Annotated in this window: 12 protein-coding genes and 1 pseudogene; 9 read left to right on the top strand and 4 right to left on the bottom strand. The window is 56.7% G+C overall.

Going from position 1 to position 22,163, the window contains the following annotated elements:
* Positions 1 to 523 precede the first annotated feature (523 nt).
* The 4 genes and pseudogenes from AACH32_RS04635 to AACH32_RS20960 all read right to left on the bottom strand — a co-directional run.
* Positions 524 to 1,153 (bottom strand): BON domain-containing protein, encoded by a 630-nt coding sequence (locus AACH32_RS04635; RefSeq protein ID WP_338605609.1) that lies wholly within the window; start codon positions 1,151 to 1,153, stop codon positions 524 to 526.
* A 36-nt stretch (positions 1,154 to 1,189) separates the two neighbouring features.
* Positions 1,190 to 1,414, bottom strand: a complete 225-nt coding sequence (locus AACH32_RS04630; protein WP_338605608.1) for a hypothetical protein — start codon at positions 1,412 to 1,414, stop codon at positions 1,190 to 1,192.
* A 345-nt stretch (positions 1,415 to 1,759) separates the two neighbouring features.
* Positions 1,760 to 2,014 carry a response regulator transcription factor gene (locus AACH32_RS20965; RefSeq protein ID WP_434062352.1) on the bottom strand — a complete coding sequence of 85 codons (255 nt, stop codon included), beginning with the start codon at positions 2,012 to 2,014 and terminating at the stop codon, positions 1,760 to 1,762.
* A 60-nt stretch (positions 2,015 to 2,074) separates the two neighbouring features.
* A pseudogene (locus tag AACH32_RS20960) lies at positions 2,075 to 2,550 on the bottom strand (transposase); the annotation flags it as partial.
* A 35-nt stretch (positions 2,551 to 2,585) separates the two neighbouring features.
* Here AACH32_RS20960 and AACH32_RS04620 point away from each other — a divergent pair.
* The 9 genes from AACH32_RS04620 to AACH32_RS04580 all read left to right on the top strand — a co-directional run bounded on the left by AACH32_RS04620 (position 2,586) and on the right by AACH32_RS04580 (position 21,805).
* A complete protein-coding gene (locus tag AACH32_RS04620) occupies positions 2,586 to 2,942 on the top strand; it encodes a hypothetical protein (RefSeq protein ID WP_338605607.1) in 357 nt (118 codons plus the stop codon).
* 192 nt (positions 2,943 to 3,134) lie between these two features.
* Positions 3,135 to 4,361 (top strand): hypothetical protein, encoded by a 1,227-nt coding sequence (locus AACH32_RS04615; protein WP_338605606.1) that lies wholly within the window; start codon positions 3,135 to 3,137, stop codon positions 4,359 to 4,361.
* 434 nt (positions 4,362 to 4,795) lie between these two features.
* Positions 4,796 to 5,203: a hypothetical protein gene (locus tag AACH32_RS04610; protein WP_338605605.1), complete on the top strand. Its 408-nt coding sequence runs from the start codon at positions 4,796 to 4,798 to the stop codon at positions 5,201 to 5,203.
* A 364-nt stretch (positions 5,204 to 5,567) separates the two neighbouring features.
* Positions 5,568 to 6,515 carry a PAS domain-containing protein gene (locus AACH32_RS04605; RefSeq protein ID WP_338605604.1) on the top strand — a complete coding sequence of 316 codons (948 nt, stop codon included), beginning with the start codon at positions 5,568 to 5,570 and terminating at the stop codon, positions 6,513 to 6,515.
* A gap of 190 nt (positions 6,516 to 6,705) precedes the next feature.
* Positions 6,706 to 7,257, top strand: coding sequence for a periplasmic heavy metal sensor (locus AACH32_RS04600; protein WP_338605603.1), 552 nt, complete (start codon positions 6,706 to 6,708; stop codon positions 7,255 to 7,257).
* A gap of 270 nt (positions 7,258 to 7,527) precedes the next feature.
* Positions 7,528 to 7,968: a hypothetical protein gene (locus AACH32_RS04595; protein ID WP_338605602.1), complete on the top strand. Its 441-nt coding sequence runs from the start codon at positions 7,528 to 7,530 to the stop codon at positions 7,966 to 7,968.
* A gap of 119 nt (positions 7,969 to 8,087) precedes the next feature.
* Positions 8,088 to 9,455, top strand: a complete 1,368-nt coding sequence (locus AACH32_RS04590; RefSeq protein WP_338605601.1) for a B12-binding domain-containing radical SAM protein — start codon at positions 8,088 to 8,090, stop codon at positions 9,453 to 9,455.
* A 90-nt stretch (positions 9,456 to 9,545) separates the two neighbouring features.
* Entirely contained in the window at positions 9,546 to 12,221 is a 2,676-nt protein-coding gene (locus AACH32_RS04585) for a bifunctional acetate--CoA ligase family protein/GNAT family N-acetyltransferase (RefSeq protein WP_338605600.1), read from the top strand.
* A gap of 374 nt (positions 12,222 to 12,595) precedes the next feature.
* Positions 12,596 to 21,805: a GH36-type glycosyl hydrolase domain-containing protein gene (locus AACH32_RS04580; protein ID WP_338605599.1), complete on the top strand. Its 9,210-nt coding sequence runs from the start codon at positions 12,596 to 12,598 to the stop codon at positions 21,803 to 21,805.
* Positions 21,806 to 22,163 lie beyond the last annotated feature (358 nt).

Raw genomic sequence — 22,163 nt, 5'->3', positions numbered from 1 at the left:
CGAGGAGATCATTAAATAGCCTCATTTCTATGTTAGCGCAGGATGGGGCTTTTTCTTGGCATAACATTTCTAAACTTTAAAGCTGAACTTTGTTAAGGGTGGCAGGGAGTTCCGGCATATCTCCCCCGGAATGTCTTGGACCTTCTTTTCTGCCCATTCATTCTCGCTTATGGCTCACTCCTTTGGGTCTCGATGTTACCCGGGAGTCTCCATTAGCTAAAAAATCAAATCTGTCTCAGAGGCTCTGACTCTAAACAGCCACGGTCAAGCGGGCCCTGGCCTGGGTCGGCATCGAGATTCCCTTCCCATAACGAACCTTCACTTTCAAGAAGCCATTGCGTTGGTCGGTGATGACTGGTCAACCACCAAGAATTTAAACAAAACCCAAGAACAGACTAAAACCAGGTTTGCACGGTTGCGTCCGGTAGCCAATCTAGCGTGGAGAACAGGGAGAAGAAAAAAGAAACCGCACACCTCCCGAAAGAAGTGTGCGGCGATTTCAGTTGCTTGTGTTCTGGATGGCCTAGCGGCAGACTCGCAAGTCGTTGTACACTCTATGCACACCACCAACAGAAGCGGTAACCTCGTTGGCCAAGTCGATCTGTCGACGAGTGTTCAAACAGCCACTTAAAGTAATATCGCCATCACGAGCAATAATTCTTATATTTCGATCATCCACCTCGGGTGCCCGCTGAAGGTGGTCCCTAACCACCGATTCCAACTCCCTGTCCGCATAAATCTTGACCCTGAATTCGTAGCTCCGGGAGTAGGGACTCCATCCGCTGCTGTTCCAAGCCCTCACGTTCCAACGGTAGTGCCCGCCGTCACGCAGCAGGTTGGGAGGTAAACGGAAGCTGGTGGCATGCAGTTGGGGTTGGCCTCTATCTTTAGTGCTGTAGATCAGGCGGTAATCACGAGGAGTTTGCTCGTTGACGTAGATGGCGTACCCCTCGGCCCCAGGAACTGTCTGCCACTGCAAAACTGGCTGCAAGGTGTACACCGTCTCACCGCCCGATACATTTGATTTTGGTTCTAAAGGCAACGGAGCTTGCGGAGGGGGAGTAGGCACCATACCGGCGCATCCGGCAAAAAATACCGCCACCATCAAGACGGTTATCGCCATGAGTTTTGACATTATGAAATCGTTAATCATCTCGAGTCTCCTAACCATGGCAAACACCTGCCAGCTCTAATTGGTCGCATCATGGACCTTGCCCTCGGCCTTCTCCATGGTGTCGCCCATCTTGTCTGTGGCCTCCTCTACTTTTTCTCCGGCCTTTTCCACGGCCTTACCGATCCTTTTTGCGGCTTTCTCGGCCGGACCCTCCTGCTCACAACCCAGCATGATTAACGAGCCACCCAGGATAAGGGATAGGGTCAAGATTAATGTCAGCCCTTTGTATGCCTTGTTCATTATCGATCCTTCGACATATTAGGGTCTTTCTACTTGATGTTGACCGTGTTCATGATCTGGGTAAAGTCGTTGTTCATGGTATAGAAATCCGCACTCTTGGAGTTGGCGGTGAACAACAAAACCTTGGTATCGGTTTTTTGCACCAAATACTGGATAAACTTCTTCTAACTGCGCTGCTTCTCAGTGGTCGGTAGGCTTGCCTTGGCGAGGTCGGCCGAAGCTTGGCCGCGAGCGGCAATTGGGAGCAAGCGGTGCCCTCTGTATCTTTATTAAATTATCCCCTGAAATCCCGGAAACTTACAGATGAGATATAGTTTGAATAATGACTAGGTTAAATCACCGTTATCAAAGTTCGGATAAGCGGGCACTCAAACTGACCTTATGTCCTAATATGCCAATTTTACGACGTATATTGTTTCTATAGGTGGCAACCGTGTCACCTGATACATTCAACACCTCGGCGATTTCCTGGGTCGCCAAACCCTCTCGAATCATCATGGCCACCTGGATCTCTCTAGGTGTGAGGCTGAATTTGGGGGAGTTCAGTCGCTGGGTAAAAGAGGAGGTGATGTGTTTCAGTTGAGATATCAGCAGCCGCACCACTTTTTGCTGGTTCTGATCGAGCCCCGATTCCAGCAGCCCCTGCAGGCGAGGAACAAGGAGGCGGTGAGTTTGCCATTCCCTGACCTCTTCCATGACCGCGCCGGTGGCCTCGGAGATCAGGTCGGGGGAAACATCGACCGCGTAGACATCCTTGAGATGCCCCTGGATCTCACGGACCGTCATACCCCGGGCGTACATGGAGATGACCTTCTCATCAAAGCCCTTGATGCGCTTCTGGCCCTTTTTGATCAGCTGGGGCTCGAAGGTGCCCTGGCGGTCACGGGGAACGGATATCTCGATCTGGCCGTCCTTGTCCCGGACCGTCTTCTTGCTCTTGTCGTTGCGGGAATTGCCGGAGCCACGCCCGGCGGGATCGTTTCGCTCATAGCCGAGATGGTGAGTGAGCTCGGCCCAAGCGCCCTCTCGATAAGGTCTTTCTTCAATTCCTGCAGCAGGCCCTTGTCACCCAACAGGTCCTCGGGCCTATCCAGACCCTCCATCAACTGATCCAGCAACTCGTCATTGATAGCCATCGCGTGTTCCTCCTAGGAGACAGAGTCTCCCACGGATGGCTACTTACACAAAATCGCTGACACTCCTCGACTGGGCGAGGACCTTCGAGGTCAACGCGATGGGGGCCATGCGGGTCTCCGAGTACTTTGTGGGTAACGTGGCCAGAAGCGAAAAACGGCTGATCGTGGTGGTGAGTAGCCACATGGGAAGCATCACGGACATTGATAGCCCCGGTGCACATGGCCTCGGCTTTTTCATTGGCCCATCAATACCAAGAAGTGCTGGGTACTGGCTGAAAAAAGATGCATGTTTGACCGGGAAAACGAAAATGGGCTACTATGCTAAAAATAAAGGTAATTCCGATTGTCACTGGGTTTTCAGTGAGAAATCGCTTTGCCAGACAGATCATTAAGCCTTTAGATGCTGCCCAATCGAGTGGCAGTGTGCGCCGGGCGCTTCGCAGACTAAAAATCAAGTGAAACGCGGCGACTGCCGTATATCTGGACTTCTAAAGTGGACAATGACTTACCAGTAAATTACCATACCAGCCGCGCCGGGCCGAGCCCACGCACCGGCCAGGCCGGTTTCAAAAGGAATTTTCGTCATGGATCTCAGCGCCCTTATTTTTCCGGCCACCGCCCTTAGGCGAAGCGCCCTAACCGCCTTATGCCCCTTGTTCAAGCCCCTTAACGTGCTAGAGCCGCCCAGCCTGGGCAAGGGGGCCCATGCCACCCCGTCGGGACTGGAGAGCCTGGCCCGTATGCTCAGACCCGCGGGCCAGGCCGGAGCGGTGGGCTCGGACAACCCCCAGGCCCGCCAGGCGGCCAAGCTGCTGGACCAATGGCAGCAATGGCTGACCTCCCACAAGGGCTCCAGCTCGGCGGAGGCTCTCAAGGCGGGTATGGAACTGCCCACCCCGCCGGAGACGTTCCGCACGGTGATGCGCGAGATCAAAAGCTACCTAGGCCCCAAGGGCCAGGGCGATCCCGGCCTGCCCGGAGTGGAGGCGGACCTCTTGCTGAATCTGGCTCACATCCAGGACCAGGAGGCGGCCGAGCTGGAGCAGGCCTTGTCCCAGGCCCGCCAGGGAGAGAGCCGTTTGCGCCACTCCATGGGCCAGGACCAAGATGATTACCAGCCGGTGGACTACGAGGCCCCGCTCATGGACCATCTGGCACCGGTGGATTACACCCTGCCCCAGGAGCACCTGCTGGAGAGCCGCCTAAAGGCTTGGAGCACACTGGCCCAGGGTTTTGGCGCCGAAACCGGTTGGCCGGTCACAACCAGCGCCGCGGCCGCCCGTTTGCTATTGGAGCGGGCCCACGAACTGGTGCAACCTCCGGTCAAGGAGTTCCGCACCCCGGCCGGGGCGGTGTCGCCCCTGACCATGGCACCAATGTCCGCCCGGCCCGACAACCCTCTGGCCCAGGAGGCGGCCCGTCTGGTGCTGCCAGATCTATCCGAATTGGACGACCGGGCCTTTTTGGACCTGGCCGCCAAGCTGGATCTGTCTTCGGATATGGACCTGCTGCGCCAAAGGGTGAACCATCTGGCCCAACGGGTGGACGGAGAAAAATGGTGGCCCGGCCTGGCTCCTGAACTGGCCCACAAGGCCCAGGAGTTGGCCCAGGCCTACGGCGATCTGGTGCAGCAGGCGGGAGTGCGAGCCGGAGGCAAGCCACGGGGGCTGAGCCTGTTGGCCTTCCCCGGCCTGAGCCGGGAGGACCTCTTGACCCTCATGCGCGGGGAAAAGCCAGACGACGCCCCAAAGATGGAACAGTGGCCAGAAGAGTGGCCCGACGGCTCCACCGTGGTGTGGGCTCTTTGGTAGCCAGACGGCTGCTTATCTGCCCTTCATGAAGGCCATCAGGTAAAATGCGGCCTTGGGCCCGTTGACTTGCACCACTGGGCCGGCCCAGCGGCTGAACTCCCGGCACCTAGCTTATGGCTATCTGGGCCGCTTGGCTGGGGGTGGCCTCCCTAGGCAGCGCCCCTAAGGGCGTCACCAATCTGCCGTTAATGTTGAGATAATATCACCATTATTTCCACGATATCTCATCTGTGCGTTTCCAGGATTTCAAGGGATAATTTAATACAGACGTAGCGGGCACAACTTGCTCCCACTTGCCGCTCGTGGCCAAGCTTCGGCCAACCTCGCCTAGGCAAGCCTACCGACCACTGAGAAGTGACATTTCACTGGGTAACCAGTTCGACGCCTCGAGAGTTTTGTTTGGTCCCCTTAACACCTTAAGGAAAGGAGGACCCGTGGCCAGGATTCTCTTGGTTGCCGGCTTTGAGTGGGCCCGGGCTTTCCACGCCTACCAACTCAGCGACGGTGAGCATTTGGTAAAGAGCATCGGATTCACGCCGCGGTTGGCAGAAGAGATAACTTCTTTCCGACCCGAGGTTATTGTGGCCGACCTGTCTGGTGAACACGACCCGGCTGATTTGCTTTGGCGAACCGTCACGACATTGCCTGAACCTCGTCTTCCAGTGGTTTTCAGTACGAATGCCAATTACTGGGGAGCGGTGTATGTCTCTCAGGACGGTAACTATGAGATGAAAGTCCCCCTACCCGACGCGCTGCCCGAAGTCGTAGAGAACGTCCTGTACAGGCAGGGCTTGGATAATTCATCGGGAGCGGCCAGCAGCCAAACCCGGATGGAGCACTGAAGTTTCCGCCGGACCAACGCGCCATGGCCAGCCATCCCCAGGAATCAAGATTGAGAGGGGGTCTGTTATGAGTAAGGAGGCTGGTCACGTACCAATGGGTAACAACCCTATCAACCACAGCGGCCGTCGCAATCTTGACTGCCCCCATTATGTGGCCTGTTTGGATCGGGTCGCTTCCGCCCAATGGCCGCACTTCACTTGTGAGTTCTGCGCGCACCGCAAGAATAGGCGCCCCATTCGCCTGGACAACCCGACCAGGGAAAGCCTTGGGTGGGAAGACATCTGGGGCGGGGGGATGAGCCTGGAGATTTAGACAAAAACCCATAGGGGCCTTGTCCATTCAAGTGCGCCGCTAGGAAATTTTATGAAGACATCGAAAAACACCGCCGAATTTGCAGAACTGCGGCAAAGCACTGCGAAACTGTTGCTGTTGCAAAGGGGGACGGAAGGCACCTCGCCAAAAAGAAGCCCTTTGGATCTTATCGAGGATCTGGAGGCCTTCCAGTACGAGATTGAAACCCAAAACGAACAACTTCGTCAGTCCCAGGCCGAATTAGTCGCAGCCAAGGACAAGTATCTAGATTTGTTTGAATTAGCTCCAATGGGCTTCATTTCCCTGGAGCTAAATGGCGCGATTAGCGAGGTCAATTTGACAGGTGCGGCCATGTTGGGCCGGGAGCGCCGCCATTTGATCGGGGTCAGCATTTTTCAATTTACCGCAAACGAGGGCCTGCTTGTTTTGCATGACTGCCTAAAATCCACCGGGAATACCGGCAAAAAGCGCGGGTGTGAATTTGAACTCAGACCATCCCATGGAGCTCCTCGCTTAATGCACGTGGAAATCATGGCCCCGCTTGATCAATGGAAAAGGCCCACAGGATACCGCCTGGCCATGCTGGAGGTCCCCGAATCCAAGAAAAGCTATGCAGAGGTAACAAAAAGGACTGAACAATACCGGGCGCTGCTGGAAACCATAACTTCCTGGTTTTGGGAGGTTGACCAGGACGGCAAGTTCCTGCACGTCAGCCTTAGCGTCAAGTATTTCTTGGGCTATGAGCCGGAGGAAATCGTAGGCAAGACTCTATTCGATCTTATGCCTCCCTCTGAAGCCGATCGGGTCAGTACCCTGTTTCGCACGGCCTTGGACAACCAGGAGCCCATACTGCGCTTGGAAAGCATCTATCTCCGCAAGGGAGGGGAACGGGTTGTTTTGGAAACTAACGGAGCCCCGGTCATTGATGGCCAAGGCAAGTGTGTCGGACTTCGAGGGATCTTTGGTAGCAGATCCCCTCACCTAGAAACTTCTTCTTAGTTATGGGGCAAAAATGCTCACCAAAATCCTCAAAAGGACTAAACCAGTAGAAGGGCGACATGCGCCGCATAACTTAATCCCTGTCCACGGTGATCGCGGCTATCAACGCGAGGCTTTTGAAGATCGATATTTGATGAGGATTGGCTCAATAGACTTGGGCCGCAATTACTAAATCCAAGGAAGTATTGATATGCGCAAACAACTTTTAATGGTTTCTGTTGTGGCCCTGTCCCTGGTCCTGGTGGCCGGTCTGACATGGTCCCAGTCCACCACACCGGCCCCGCAGCAGCCCCCTCCTTCTAATTACAACGGATCCGGCATGATGGGCCCGGGCGGCGGATCAGGCTACGGCATGGGGCCCGGCATGATGGGCCCTAATGGCGGCTATGGCCGGGGCATGATGGGACCCGGCGGTGGACCCGGCTATGGCTCAGGCACGGGCCCAAATTACCAAGGGTGGCAGTCCATGTCACCCGAGGACCGTCAGGCCTGGAAGCAAATGTATCACCAGTTCCGTTTGGATACTTTGGAGTTGCGTAAAAAACTGGTGGCCACTCAGTTAGAGTTGGAGACCCTTTGGGCCAGCCCCAACCCGGACCACAACAAAGTGGACGCGTTGGCCGATGAAGTGGCGGCCCAGCAGGCAGAACTGACCAAGAAGCGTAATCAATTCCTGTTGAATTGCCGCCAGAAGTTCGGTGACCGTGGCTGGTCCTGCCCAGGGGCGGGAGTGGGTTACTGAGCCTGAACCCGCAAAGGGATTTAGAGGTTAATTCAAAGGAGGACATCATGAAAGCCAGCATGAATTCTGAATTGGAAGGCGCAGGTAAAGACGAAAAAAGGGCCGGCAAAATACAGAAAAAGGTCGGCGAGATCGAGAAGGTTGTGGGGAAATAGGGCGACGGTCGCGGTCGCGCGTCGGCAAGTCTGTAGGTCTTACTGAGATCGACGTTGAATCGCGCCGCGTCACGTTTCAAATAATTGCACCACTCGAAAACACGGAGATAGATGAATGAAAAGGACACTGACCGCTTTAGTCGCTCTAGCCGCCCTGGGGGGCTTGACCCTGGCCGGGTGCGGTAATGGCGACGACCAGAAGGTGACCGCTCAACAGGTGAAGAAAGAGACCAAGGAGGCGATGAACACTGCCGTGGCCTACACCAAGCAGAAGCAAGAGGAGTTGTTTGCCCAGGCCCAAGCCCAGTACCAAGAACTGGAGAAGGATACTTCTCAGTTGATGGACAATGCCAAGGAAAAGGCCGCCGCTGGCCAGGACAAGGTCAAGGATATCTTGGCTGATCTACAAAAGAAGCAGGCAGTGGCGCAGGAGAAGCTCAAGGCCATGCAATCATCCAGTGGCAAGGCCTGGGAAAAGGCCAAGGTCGAGTTGGATGAGGCCTTGCAGAATCTTAAGCAGGCCTACCAAAAGGCCAAGGCCGAACTGACCGATTAAGCCGGTGGTGAGTATTCGGTGGTAGGCCTCGCCAATAGCGATGGCCCACAGCTTTGTCCGGATTGATGAATAAAAGTGAAAGGCCTAGCCAGGAATGAAAGGACAGGATGCGACTATATTTGGTCAACCCATCCAACCCGCTCGTAAGCATCGTCAATTTTGAAGAGAGCCGTTGGAACCGCTACCGAGTATGGAAGCCGCTCAGTCTAATGGTTCTGGCCGGCCTGACCCCATCGGAGTGGAAAATCCAAATCATAGACGAGAACCTCGGCGCGCCTGACTATGCGGCTCTGCCCCGGCCGGACCTGGTGGGCATCACCGCTTTCACCTCCCAGGCGAACCGCGCCTACGAGGTGGCCGCTCATTTCCGGGGTCTAGGCGTACCCGTGGTCATGGGCGGCATTCACGCAACCATGTGCCGAGAGGAGGCGATGGAGCGCGTAGATGCGTTGGTTACGGGGGAAGCAGAGGGCATTTGGCCGGGGGTTCTGGAAGATGCCCTGAACGGCAGGTTGCAACACCGGTATGACGGAGGGCTCGCCGATATAAAGGACGTGCCGATGGCCCGGCACGATTTGCTGAATAGGGGATATGCCTGCGGGGCCATTCAGACCACGCGCGGCTGTCCCTTGAACTGCAGCTTTTGTAGCGTGACGGCCTTTAACGGGGCCCATTACCGGCAACGACCCGTCGCAGATGTGGTGCGAGAGTTGCGGATGATCAGTGAAAAGTATGTGCTGGTGGTGGACGACAATCTTGTCGGCACGCGCCGGGAGCACGTCGCACGCGCCAAAGACCTGTTCCGTGCCATGGCACATGCGGACCTCGGGAAAAAGTGGTTTGCCCAAGCCAGCATTAACTTCGCCGATGACGAAGAGCTCTTGGCGCTGGCTGCCAAGGCTGGTTGCGTCGGCGTCTTCATCGGCTTTGAATCCCCCACACCCGAGGGGCTCCGGGAAATAGGCAAGAAATTCAACATTCAGAAGGACCGGGATATCCACGAGTCGGTGCGGCGCATCCAGAGGCACGGCATTCTGGTCGCGGGCTCCTTTATCATCGGACTGGACACTGATGAACCGGGTGTAGGCAAGCTTATAGCCGAGACAGCTAGGCGTCACGGCGTCGACAATCTCAACGCGCTGTTTCTGACCCCCTTACCCGGCACTCGCCTTTGGGACCTGATGAAATCTGAGGACCGCATCGCCCTCGATGCATTTCCAGGAGACTGGAAATATTTCACGCTGACCTTCCCGGTGGCCCAGTATAAGAATTTGTCTTTAGAGGACATTATCCAAGAGATGATCACCTGCGATTGGAGTTTTTATTCTATACGGCGCATTCTGTGCAGAGTTTGGAGCAGCATATGGCAACGCCGCAAACCGCTGGTCAGCTTGGTCGGCAATTTCTCATACAGGAAAAATCTCCGGCTTAACCGGAAGTCATATGCAGACTTTCAGTCGTATGTGAAAACCCATGTTTCGACCTAATAGTGTCCCCAGGAGAATTTTCTATCATACCTGTGGGTTTTGTGTAGTCGCGGTATCAAAGAGGGTCGAATTGAAAAAACGAGGAGCGTGATGGGACAAAATAATCTGAAATGCATTTTTAAACCGCGACATGTTGCGGTGGTGGGCGCTAGCGAAAAAACGGGAACCATCGGCAACGCATTGATGAAAAATCTTATTGACGGCAGATTCTCTGGAACATTACTGCCGGTGAATCCCAAATATAAAACCATCCACGGACATGAGTGCTTCGGATCGGTTTCCGCCCTGGGGACCAGCGTGGACCTTGCGATTATCGCCACGCCTATTCGTGGTGTTGTCGATATCGTGAGTGAATGCGTCAAAAAAAAAGTGGGAGGTGCCGTTATTATTTCGGCGGGGGGAAAAGAAGTCGGTGAACAGGGCAGAGAGATAGAAGAAAAGATTCAACAGATAGCTCATGCCGGCGGGCTTCGTATCGTAGGGCCGAACTGTATGGGCGTCATCCAGCCCGGCGCAAACCTCAACGCCAGTTTTGCAACCGAGATGCCCGCGACCGGTAATCTGGCCTTTGTATCCCAAAGCGGTGCCATTTGTTCGGCGATTCTTGATTTGGCTTTCAAGGAACACATCGGCTTTAGCCATTTTGTCAGCATCGGCTCCATGCTGGACGTCGATTTTGGAGACATGATCGATTATCTCGGCAATGAGTCCTCGGCCAAAAGCATTCTGTTGTATATCGAAAGTCTAACGAATGTCCGTAAATTCATGAGCGCCGCGCGTTCCGTATCTCGGATAAAACCCATAATCGTCCTAAAATCCGGCAGAAGCCCCGCCGGTGCAAGGGCAGCGGCCTCCCACACGGGCGCAATGGCCGGAGAAGATGCAGTTTATGACGCCGCGTTCAAACGTGCCGGTATCGTTCGCGTGGACACCATCGAAGAACTCTTCGACTGCGCTGAACTGATGGCCAAGCAGCCGCGACCGCGCGGCCCCCGTCTGGCGATCCTCACCAATGGAGGCGGGCCGGGCGTGATGGCGACGGACACGCTAGCCCACTATGGTCAGGAGCCTGCGCCCCTTGACCCCGAAACGTTACAAGCCTTCGATGCCTTCCTGCCGGACTTCTGGAGCCGGGGCAACCCCATCGACATTTTGGGTGATGCTTCCGCGGAGCGCTTCGGCCAGGCCCTGGAGGTCTGCCTCAAATCGAAGAATCTGGACGGGGTGCTGGTCATCCTTACACCCCAGGCGCTTACCGATCCCCTCGCCATAGCCGAGACCCTGGCTGCCGCGATTCAGGATCGCCGGTATCCAATATTTGCCTGCTGGATGGGCGGCAAACGAATCGCCACGGCCGTTGATGCGTTGAATGCGGCGGGAATCCCGACCTACGACACACCAGAACGGGCGGTTCGGGCTTTTTTATATATGGCCGAATATACCAGAAGCCTCGAAATGCTGTTGGAAGTCCCATCGAAGATGACCGGGCACATGGTCTTCGATCAGGTAAAAGCCCGCAAGTTGATCGCCGCCGCGCCGGCTCAGGAATTTCTGCCGGAAACGGATTCCAAGGAAATACTCGCAGCCTACGGCCTGCCCGTGATTAGGACGGAAATCGCCGAGACCGAGGCGCAAGCCTCGCGTATAGGCCGTGAAATGGGATACCCATTGGTCATGAAGGTGCACTCTGGGGACATCACCCACAAAACCGATGCCGGCGGCATTCGTCTGGATTTGCGTTGTGATGCGGATGTTTGCGAAGCCTATAACCAAATTATGTCGTCGGCACGCCGATACAAACCCGGGGCACGGATTGAGGGAGTAACGATTCAGCCCTACTTCTCAAACCCGGATTATGAAATTCTGCTGGGCGGCAAGCGAGATTCCAGTTTCGGTCCGGTGATTCTGTTCGGTATGGGCGGTATTTACACGGAAGTTTTAAAGGACAAGGCACTGGGGCTTCCTCCCATGAACCGGTTGCTGGCCCGGCGGTTGATGGAGGAAACCAAAGTCTACTCCCTGCTGCAAGGATTCCGCAACCACCCCGCCGCCGACATGCAACGGCTGGAGGAGATGATAATCCGACTATCGCAACTGTTGATTGATTTCCCCGAAATCGCAGAACTGGACATGAATCCCGTTCTGATCAAAGACGGAAAACCCATCGCGGTCGATGCCCGCATCCTCGTTTCGCCGCTTGCAGTACCGTCCTCCCTGCATCTGGTGATTGGCCCTTATCCGGATAAGGATGAATCCCATATGGTTAGCGTAGATGGGCGCCGCATTTTTATCCGACCCATCAAACCCGAGGACGCACCACTTTTGACAGCGTTGTTCAAGACGCTTTCGCCCACGACGATTTACCATCGTTTCTTCGGCACGTTAACGGAATTGAACCCAGAAATGCTGGCGCGGTTCACCCAGATCGATTACGACCGGGAGATCGCGCTGGTGGCCATCGATGAGGAATCGCCAACCGACAACATACTGGGGGTTGCCAGAATCATCGGCGATGCGGATGGCAAGACGGGTGAATTCGCCGTTCTGATGGGTGATGCCTGGCAAGGCAAGGGCATCGGGGGCAATCTTTTGGAAAAATGCCTCTCAATTGCCGAAAAGCAGGGATTCAAAACAGTTCACGGCATCGTATTAAAAGAGAATAGGAACATGCTCGCGTTGGGGAAAAAGCTGGGGTTTGAGGCAGAAAAATACCTGGATACCGGAGAGAACCGGCTGGTCATTCATTTCGAAGGCAAGCATCAATGATATTTATTACATCCGGTAAACCAAGGCCTCTGGCCGTGGGCCCAAAAAGGTTCTACCGCTCCGGGGTTCGCGGCCGCCGGTCCATCTCGGCGGGCCAAGGAACTGGTCAGCGGCAGATGCGCGAACCAAGCCCAGCAGATCAGGGCGGGCTTAATGACGCTAACTGCCTTTTCCGACAAAGCGATCCGAAGGTTTCGATTCAGCCGCATCTGAGTCCACTCGAGACAAGCATGATAAGAAATGGAAAATATCGTTAATATGGGCACAGCTTATACATTATCCACAACTTATTGTTCGACATTAATCATTTCCGAGGTTCTCCCAATAAGTTTAATGCGTTCGCTTGTTTTTATTTCGATAAAGGGAAAAATTTAATGCGCTTTAGGATGAATAATCACCCCTGCGTTCTGCTCGGTTTTTACAAAGAACGGCATGATGCCACAGATGCGCGAAGGCAATTGCGTGCAAAGCGCATATGGCGCTCCGCTAATGTTCACAAGGCACGAGACGGCCGCATCGAAGTCGAAAACATCACATCATGGTTCGGCATTTTTTGGGGGGCAGGTCTCGGGCTTTTGGGGGGAATCCTCTCTGGACTGGCTGCTCTTGGGTATGAAGGACTTTTCGTCGGAGTGTTCGGACCCGTCATCTTCGCCCTGGCTACCGTTATTGGAGCGATTTCTGGAGTGATCGTGTTCCATATATTGGGCCTGGGCATTGGTAACCAGCTTGTCAAGAAGTTATCTTCACGGCTTGTGCCTGGCGAAACCGTGGTTATTGTGCAAGCCTCACCATTATTAGTGGGCCGGGCCATCAAGGCGTTGAGGCAAGGAGTAGATACAGACCCGGCATTATTTGTCTTTCACGCAAGGCATGTTCGATTTGTCCGGGCAAGTAGGAAAAACACTGAAGTCACAATCACCAAATCATCAACAAATAAAGCGGGACGCTTCAGGATTGCGGATGATTTAACCGCTACAAAAGTTGGCGGCGGAATGCCACTTCTGCGAATTCTGGACCAGTCGGAATCAGTTACTAATGAGGTCCAACGTGAACTGGCAGACGCCTCCCGCCTGGAGCAGCGCATCTCCCAATCGGCGGAGTGGATTCTGGATAATGCTCACATTGTGCAGGCCCAGATTGATGATGTCAGATTGAACCTGTCGAAGAAATTCTACCGTTCGCTCCCTAAGCTGGACGCCGATCCCCAAATCCCTCGGGTCTATCGTTTTGCCTTGGATCTGGTGGAGCGCAGGGACGGATATCTGGACATCCATTCGATCGGGGAATTTCTGGAATCCTGCCAGGAGCGAACCCCGTTTACCATAGGTGAGCTGTGGGCCTTCCCTCTCATGCTCAAAATCGCCCTGATTGACCGCCTCCGCTGGCTGGCCGAAGAGCTTCATCATGACTTGCATGATCAGCAGATTGCCGATTTTTGGGCCAATCGCCTTCTGGTGTCAGCCCGCTTGGAGCCAACCCTGGTTTTTTCTTTCCTGGCCGACCTAGCTCAGATTCGCCCTGAACCTAGTCGGCATTTCGCGGCTAGACTCATCGGACAGCTCCATGACGAGGCTGTGGCTTTGGTCCCCGTTGTCAGTTTGCTTGAACAGAAACTCGCTAACAAAGTTGACGAAATCGTACTCACGGACAAGGCCGCCCAAGCGGCGGCAAACGTATCCATCGGCAACTGTGTGACCAGCCTCAGGATGCTGATCCTGCTTGATTGGCGAGAGGTCTCTGAGGAACATTCCCGGGTGGAGCGTAGGCTCGCCCAAGATCCCGCCAACGGGTACTCCAGCATGGATTTTGAAACACGCAACAGATATCGCGGCGCCGTGGAAGAACTCTCGCGAGCCGGAGGCAGGGACGAAGACGATGTCGCGAACGCGTCGGTGGAGTTGGCCCGCAAAGCCGCCGAAGATGGTGCCGCCCTGCCGCTTAACCATGTGGGGTACTATCTTGTCGGCCGTGGCCGGCCCTTATTAATCAAGTCTTTGGAAGTGTCCGAGCCGCTAAAGCGCCGAGTGCTCGGTTGGGTCTATCAGCACCACACGCCCTTGTATCTGGGGGCCATTGGCGGATTGACGCTGTCACTGCTGTGTCTGATAGTCGTCCTGGGCTCGGGCTTCGGGACCGGGCCGCCGATGCTGTTAATAGCAGCGATCTTGTCCACGCCAGTCATCAGCCAACTCGCCGTGCAAATGGTCAACTACCTTTGCACCCGCCTGCTACCGCCACGTTTGCTTCCCAAGATGTCCTTCGCCAAAGGGGGCATCCCAGACCAGTTCCGGACACTGGTCGTGGTCCCCATGCTCTTGGCGAATGAACCCAGTCTCCGCTGGGAAATCGAAAAACTCGAAATTCGCTATCTGGCCAACCAGGACCCCAACCTCATTTTTGCCCTCTTCAGCGACTACGTCGATGCCGACACGGCCCAAGCGGTGGGGGACGAGCTTTTACAGGTCGCCATCGATGGGATCGAAACTCTAAACCAACGTCACGGCAAGCACTGCTTCTATTTGTTCCATCGTGAGCGCGTGTGGACAGAGTGCGAACAATCTTACATCGGTTGGGAGCGTAAACGCGGCAAACTGGAAGAACTCAACCGACTCATCAGCGGCGAGACGCAACCCAGCGAGCAACCCATCGTTCGCGTGGGTGAAGCGGAGCGGCTGACGGACGTAAGGTTCGTCATCACCCTGGACAGCGACACCCAGCTTTTGCGCGACACGGGGCGTCGCCTGGTGGAAACACTGGCGCACCCTCTCAACTGCCCGTCCCTGGCCCAAGAAGAAAACCCCGACGCCTACGCCATAATCCAGCCTCGGGTGACCACGACACCGCTTTTCGGGGTGAACACGCCCTTCCGAAGGCTGTTTACCGATCCGGTCGGTATCGATCCGTACACTAGGGCCGTTTCCGATGTCTACCAGGACCTTGCCGGCGAGGGCTCCTATGTCGGCAAGGGTATCTACGATCCTCGAGTTTTTCATCGGGCTCTGAACGGCCGGCTACCGGAACAGTTGATTCTGAGCCACGATTTGATCGAGGGCGCCCACGTTCGAGTCGGTCTGGCCAGCGACATAGAACTTCTGGACGACTTTCCGGCGGACTATATCGCCTATTCCGGCCGACAACACCGATGGATACGCGGTGATTGGCAGATCGCGCGTTGGTGCCTACCTAAGGTTCCCGGGCCGGACGGAAAGCTCATCGTCAATCCACTTAACATTTTCAATCGCTGGAAGATATTCGACAACCTGCGCCGCAGCCTGGCGCCCGCGGGCATGATCGCCTTTCTCGTGGCTTCTTGGTTCAACACGTCGGCCATGTCAGTGATAGCCAGTGCGGCCGTGGGGCTTCTGTTCGCGTTTCCCTTGTTAAGCAGGTTGCTCACTTGCTTGACGACTAGGCCCTGGCCCGGGGCCATTTCCTGGCCTGAACTGGGTCACGACGCCGCGCGCATGGTGGTCGAGATTTCGTTGACCCCCTATCAGGCCATAAGATCGCTGGACGCGGTCATCAAAGTATTGCATCGCCTGATGGTGAGCGGCCGCCATTTTCTCCAATGGGCCTCCGCCGTTGTGCCATCCTCGAAAGCAGCGGTGAGAGCCCGGGCGTTTCTGGCCCTGTTGTCGCTGATAGCCCTCGCGGCGGTCGGCCTGGCCACATTGGTGTTTCTATTCAGCCCGGGCAATTTTTTCGCGGCGGCACCATTTCTCGTGCTCTGGATACTGAGCCCCTTGTCCGGGTGGTGGTTGAATCAGATTCCGAAACCTCTGGCCCCCGGAGCGGAGTTGCCGATCAAGGATGTAACCAAGCTTAGAGAGGTGGCCAGGCAGACCTGGCGTTTTTTCGACGAATTCACGGGGACGGAAACCTCGTGGCTGCCGCCCGACAATTTCCAGGTTTCGCCCAAAACCGCCTTGGCATTGCGAACCAGCCCCACCAACATCGGGTTGGGATTGCTCGGCGTCGCGGCGGCTTATGATTTTGGCTTCCTGACCATAGACCTCGTGGTCGAACGGACTCGCAACACCCTGGCCACGGTCACGGCACTGGAACGCTACAACGGCCACCTTTTGAACTGGTACGACATATCAACCTTGGAGCCCCTGGAACCGCGCTATGTATCCACGGTGGACAGCGGCAATTTTCTGGCCAGCCTCTGGGCGCTGGAGATGGGCTTGGCGGAAATCCTGGGAGAGCCGCTCATCGGGCCGCAAAGCCTGTCGGGACTCGATGACACTTTACGCCTGCTGCGCAAGGCGCTTTCCCCGGCGGAGGACAACCAGCCGCACACCAACCTTATCGAGACACTGTCCCGAATATTCTCCGACCCGCCCAAACGGATGGACGAGATCATTAGGCGCCTGCGCTCCGCTAGGGCACCGGCCCAACAACTGGCCGCTCAACTGCGGCGGGATGAAAACACACAGGCGGAAGCGACTTATTGGGCAGGTCAGATCGAGTCGCAGGTGGCATCCTGGATCGCACTCGTGGAACGCTACCTGTCATGGGTCGAACTGCTGGACCATGATTTGGTCGGGATTGCCGACCTGGGAGGCCCGGACACGCATGCTGCCCTCCTGCTTTCCTTGGCCCAGGCGCCATCGCTACGGGAGCTGGCCGCCGGGAAGTACGCCTCGCTAACCGCATTTATGGAACGCTATCCCACCAATAACGATAACCCCCAATTGCGAGGCAATCGGATCGCAATTCTCAAAGGCGAGGTGGCCAAGGCCCAGTGGCTGGCGGGGGAAACGCTGGCCCAAGCGAAAGAGGCCATGCATGAAATGCGGGAACTGGGCAAAGGCATGGGGATGGGCTTTTTATATGATGCGCAAAGGCGGCTGTTCAACATCGGGTACAACGTAAGCGAACAGCGGCTGGACTCATCTTACTACGACCTTTTGGCCAGCGAGGCGCGTTTGGCCAGTTTCGTGGCCATAGCGCGCGGCGACGTGCCCAACAATCATTGGCTGGCCATGTCGCGGCCTTTCGGCTCGGTGCGCGGGCACCGCGTCCTGCTCAGTTGGAGCGGCACCATGTTCGAATACTTGCTGCCGCTCTTACTGCAACGGAGTTTCCCCTATTCCCTCCTCGATAATGCCTGCCGTCAAGCGCTAACGGTACAAAAAGCGTATGCCGAGGGACTCGGAGTTCCCTGGGGTATCTCCGAGGCCGCATTCAGCGACCTTGACGCGGAAGGGACCTATCAGTACCAGGCTTTCGGGGTCCCTGGCCTGGGGCTTAAGCGCGGCTTGGCGGATTCACTGGTTGTGTCTCCTTATTCGACGCTTTTAGCGCTGGCCATCGACTCCAAATCGGCGCTATTGAACCTTCGGGCCCTGGAACGGGTCGGGTTGCATGGGGCCTACGGCTTCATGGAGGCAATTGATTACAGCCGGCCGGAACGTCGGTCGGGGGAACCGGGCGTGATCGTGCACGCCTACATGGCCCACCACCAGGCCATGGGTCTGTTGGCCTTGGACAACCTGCTTAATGGCCAGCCCATGCAGCGGCGATTCCATGCCGATCCCCGGGTCAAGGCCACCCAGCCTCTCCTGTACGAGCGGCTCCCTTTGGCGCCGCCGGTCTACAAGGCCACTCAGCGGGAAGGGGGGTATGCGCGCGCCACCGTCGGGCAGTCTGCACCCCCAATCTCCACCTTTGCGACACCCCATTCGCCTGCTCCCAAAGTACAGCTCCTATCCAATGGAAGGTACTCCCTGATGGTTACCAATGCCGGCGGAGGGTACAGCCGGTGGGATGATTTCGATCTGACCCGTTGGCGCGCGGACGTGACCTGCGACGATTGGGGAGTGTATTGCTACCTGAGGGATTTGAAAACCAACCAGGTCTGGAGCAACATCTACCAGCCCGTGGGTGGGCCATTAGACAAGTACTTCGTCGGCTTTGCCAGCGACCGAGCGGAAATACGGCGGTTGGATGCCGGCATAGAGACAGAGACGGAGATCATTGTAGCCTCGGAAGACGACGTTGAGATTCGCCGAATCACCCTCATCAACCGCTCGAACCACCGGTGTGTTTTGGAGGTCACCAGCTACATTGAGCTGGCCCTGGCGCAACATGCCGTCGACCGCCAACATCCCGCATTTAACAAGCTATTCATCGAGACAGAAGCGCTCAGCAAGCAACATGCCTTGTTGGCCACCCGCCGGCGGCGTGATGTCGACGAACCAGCGGTCTGGGCGATGCATATGCTTGTCGCCAAAGACACCAAAGAAGAAAGCCTTCAATTCGAAACGGACCGTGGGCGCTTCATCGGCCGAGGCCGAACCACGGGCAGCCCCGCCGCGCTTTATCAAAATCTTTCCAACACCTCCGGCCAGGTTTTGGATCCAATCTTCAGCCTCCGCCGGACTTTGTACCTGGAACCCGGTGGGCGCGGGGAGTTCTATTTGATGTTGGGCGCGGCCGACACCAGAGATGGGGCATGCGCCCTGGCCGAGAAATACAATGACGCGCACGCCATCCAGCACCAGTTGGACCGGGCATGGGATGCTTCCCAATTGGGAATGCGCCGGCTGCGAATCCAGCCGGACGAGGCTCGGCGGTTTCAGCAACTGGCGGGATCGATGCTCTATCCCGGCTGGCAGCTCAGAACGACGGGAGAGCGAATCAAAAAAAACCGGCTGGACCAATCTGGTCTGTGGAGCCAGGGAATTTCCGGCGACCTGCCCATCGCCTTGGTTACCATTAATGAATCGCGGGACATGGGCCTGGTCCGCCAAATGCTGCAAGCTCATGCCTACTGGCGGCTCCACGGGTTTAAAGCCGACCTCGTGATCCTCAATCAAGAGGTCGGAAGCTACGAACAGGCCTTGAACTATGAACTTAGACGCCTAATCCAGGGTTATGCCCCGCACACGGGCATCGACGTGCCCGGCGGCATCTTTCTGCGCCAAGAGGATCAGATGCCGGAGGAAGGTATTACGCTGCTTCTGGCCGTAGCGAGAGTTGTCCTGGTCGGAGCACGGGGGCCGCTCGCCGCGCAACTCGCCACCATGCCCCATCCGGCATGGGAGTTCCCGCCGCCGCTGAAGACGCAGTTTGTGGGGCAAGAGCCCTCGGCTCCGCTTCCCTTCATGGAACTGGACTATTTCAACGGCCTGGGGGGATTCACCGGCGACGGCCGAGAGTATGTGATTTATCTGGGGCCGGATAGCTGCACGCCGGCGCCCTGGGTGAATGTCATGGCCAACCCCGCCTTCGGCACCCTGATAAGTGAGTCTGGTTCGGGTTTCACCTGGGCGGGCAACAGCCAGCAGAACCGTTTGACCGCCTGGGGCAACGATCCCCTGTGCGACGCTCCTTCCGAAGCGGTCTATATTCGCGATGAGGAGAGCGGCGGCTTCTGGTCGCCGACTCCGCTGCCCATCCGCGAACTGGACGCCTACCGCGCCCGTCACGGTGCGGGGTATACGGTCTTCGAGCACAACAGCCACGCCATCGAACAGGAAATGACCGTCTTCGTGCCTCAGGACGACGCGGGCGGTGATCCTCTCTGTTTGAAGCGCCTGCGTTTGAGGAACGATGGTTCTCGTTACCGACGCCTGGCCGTGACCTTCTATGCTGAGTGGACCCTGGGGGAGCACCGCGAGGACACCCAGATGCACATATTCACCGAATGGGATAAGCGGTCGCAGGCGATCTTCGCCTACAACCACTACCATCTCCAGGCCGCCGATCGCGTGTCCTTTGCCACCATCAGCCCGCCTGCGCACTCGATTTCTGCGGACCGCCAGGAATTTTTAGGGCGTAACGGGAGTCTAGCCGATCCCGCCGCTATGCACAGAGTTTGTCTTTCCAGCCGCACCGGCACCAGGTTGGACCCTTGCGCGGTCCTCCAAATCAAGCTGGAGTTGGAGCCCGGGGAAAGCAGGGAGGTGACCTTCATACTGGGCCAGGCCGCGTCGGCCGAGCAGGCGCGGGAGTTGATAGCGAGGTACAGGGAGGCAGTCGTGGTGGATGGGGCCCTGGAGCGCACCCGTCTATGGTGGGATCGCACCTTGCAGACCGTGCAGGTGACAACCCCGGAGTTGGCAACTAACTTGCTCGCCAATCGCTGGCTGCTCTACCAGACCTTGAGCTGCCGGATATGGGGCCGTTCCGGTCTTTACCAGTCTGGCGGCGCCTTCGGGTTCCGCGACCAACTCCAGGATGTCCTGGCGTTGCTATACAGCATGCCCCAGTTAGCCCGGGAGCATATCCTGTTGGCCTGCGGCCGGCAGTTTCCGGAAGGCGACGTTCAGCACTGGTGGCACCCGGACAGCGGCGTCGGCGTAAGGTCGCGTTGCTCGGATGATCTTCTCTGGCTCCCTTTTGCCGTGGCCCGGTACGTACAGGTCACCGGTGACACGCAGTTGCTCGACGAGGAGGTGAACTTCATCCAGGCCCCCCTCCTGGAGGACAGCGAGCACGAAATCTTCGTTTCGCCCAAGACGAGCAGCCAGAGCGCCTCGGTTTATGAACACTGCCGGCTTGCCATTAAAAAGGGGATGACCCAGGGTCCTCATGGACTGCCTCTCATGGGCTCCGGCGACTGGAACGATGGCATGAACCGCATCGGTCAAGACGGCCGGGGAGAAAGCGTTTGGCTGGCGTGGTTTATCGTGGAGGTCTTAAATGCCTTCAGCGAATGCTCGGAGCTGTGTGGACAAGCCGATGATGCCGCGCGTTTTCGCGAGGCAGCCGGCGCCCTGGCCAAAGCGGTGGAGGACCAGGCTTGGGACGGGGCCTGGTATCTGCGCGCTTATTGCGATGACGGCACCCCGGTGGGCTCGGCGGCAAGCGAGGAAGCGAGGATTGATTCCATTCCCCAATCCTGGGCGGCAATATGCGGTGGGGCGGATTCTGAACGCACCGCCCAAGCTCTCCAGTCGGCTCGAGAACAATTGGTACGGACTGATGAAAAGTTGGTGCTGCTGTTCACCCCGCCGTTCGATTCCTCGGCTATCGACCCCGGCTACATCAAGGGTTACCCGCCGGGAGTCCGGGAGAACGGAGGACAGTATACCCACGCGGCGCTGTGGCTGGCCCTGGGCCTGATACGGCGCGGAGACGCTGACGGGGCCGCTGCGCTTTTTCGCCTGCTCAATCCCATTGAGCACGCCCGAGAACCGGAAGATGTCGCTCGCTACAAGGTGGAGCCCTACGTTGTCGCCGCGGATGTATATAGTCTGACTGGGCGAGTTGGCCAAGGCGGTTGGACCTGGTACACCGGCTCCGCCGGTTGGATGTACCGCCTGTTGATAGAGGAGATGTTGGGTTTGCAGATTCACGGAAGCGAGTTGACCATTGATCCTGTCCTTCCCTCGGCTTGGAAAACAGTTTCGCTACGCTTCTATCGCGGAAAGGCAGTCTACGAGGTCACGATAGACAATCCCGAAAGGGTGCACCAGGGACTAGTCTGGCTTGAAATGGACGGACGCAGGCTGGGCATAGGCGAAGTCATTCAGCTTGAAGAATTGGCGGTCAAGCACAAAATTCGTGTACGGCTGGGAACCGGCGCAGCGAATTTGCAGGGAGAATCCGCAATACGTTTCGGAGTATGAACCCAAGTCAGAGAGATTCCAATGTCCCTAGCTCCGACCCGAACAGCCATGGCTATCCGGGGGAATTTTTTAGCCGGCAACTCCCCGGTCCGTTCGAAACTTGCCTACCACACTCCCGGGTCATCCAATTGAGGGGTCGTCCGAAATCCAAAGCGTCCGCCGTAGTGGCTCAACCGACCGGGAGCCCAGAGATGCGAATTCAGGTCATAGGGCACTCCACAGACAACGTATTTCCTCTAGAGGTGGCCCCCACTTGCTCTGATCAGGCCGCCTGTCAACAATAGAGTTTATGGTCCGTTTCCCTGTCAGATCTTCTTCTTGGTCTTACCCAGTACCAGCGGACAATTCGTTAAGCGAC

Source organism: Desulfoferula mesophila, assembly GCF_037076455.1.
Classification (GTDB): domain Bacteria; phylum Desulfobacterota; class Desulfarculia; order Desulfarculales; family Desulfarculaceae; genus Desulfoferula; species Desulfoferula mesophila.
The sequence above is the reverse complement of the archived record's forward strand: the minus strand, read 5'-3'. Positions and strand labels throughout refer to the sequence as shown.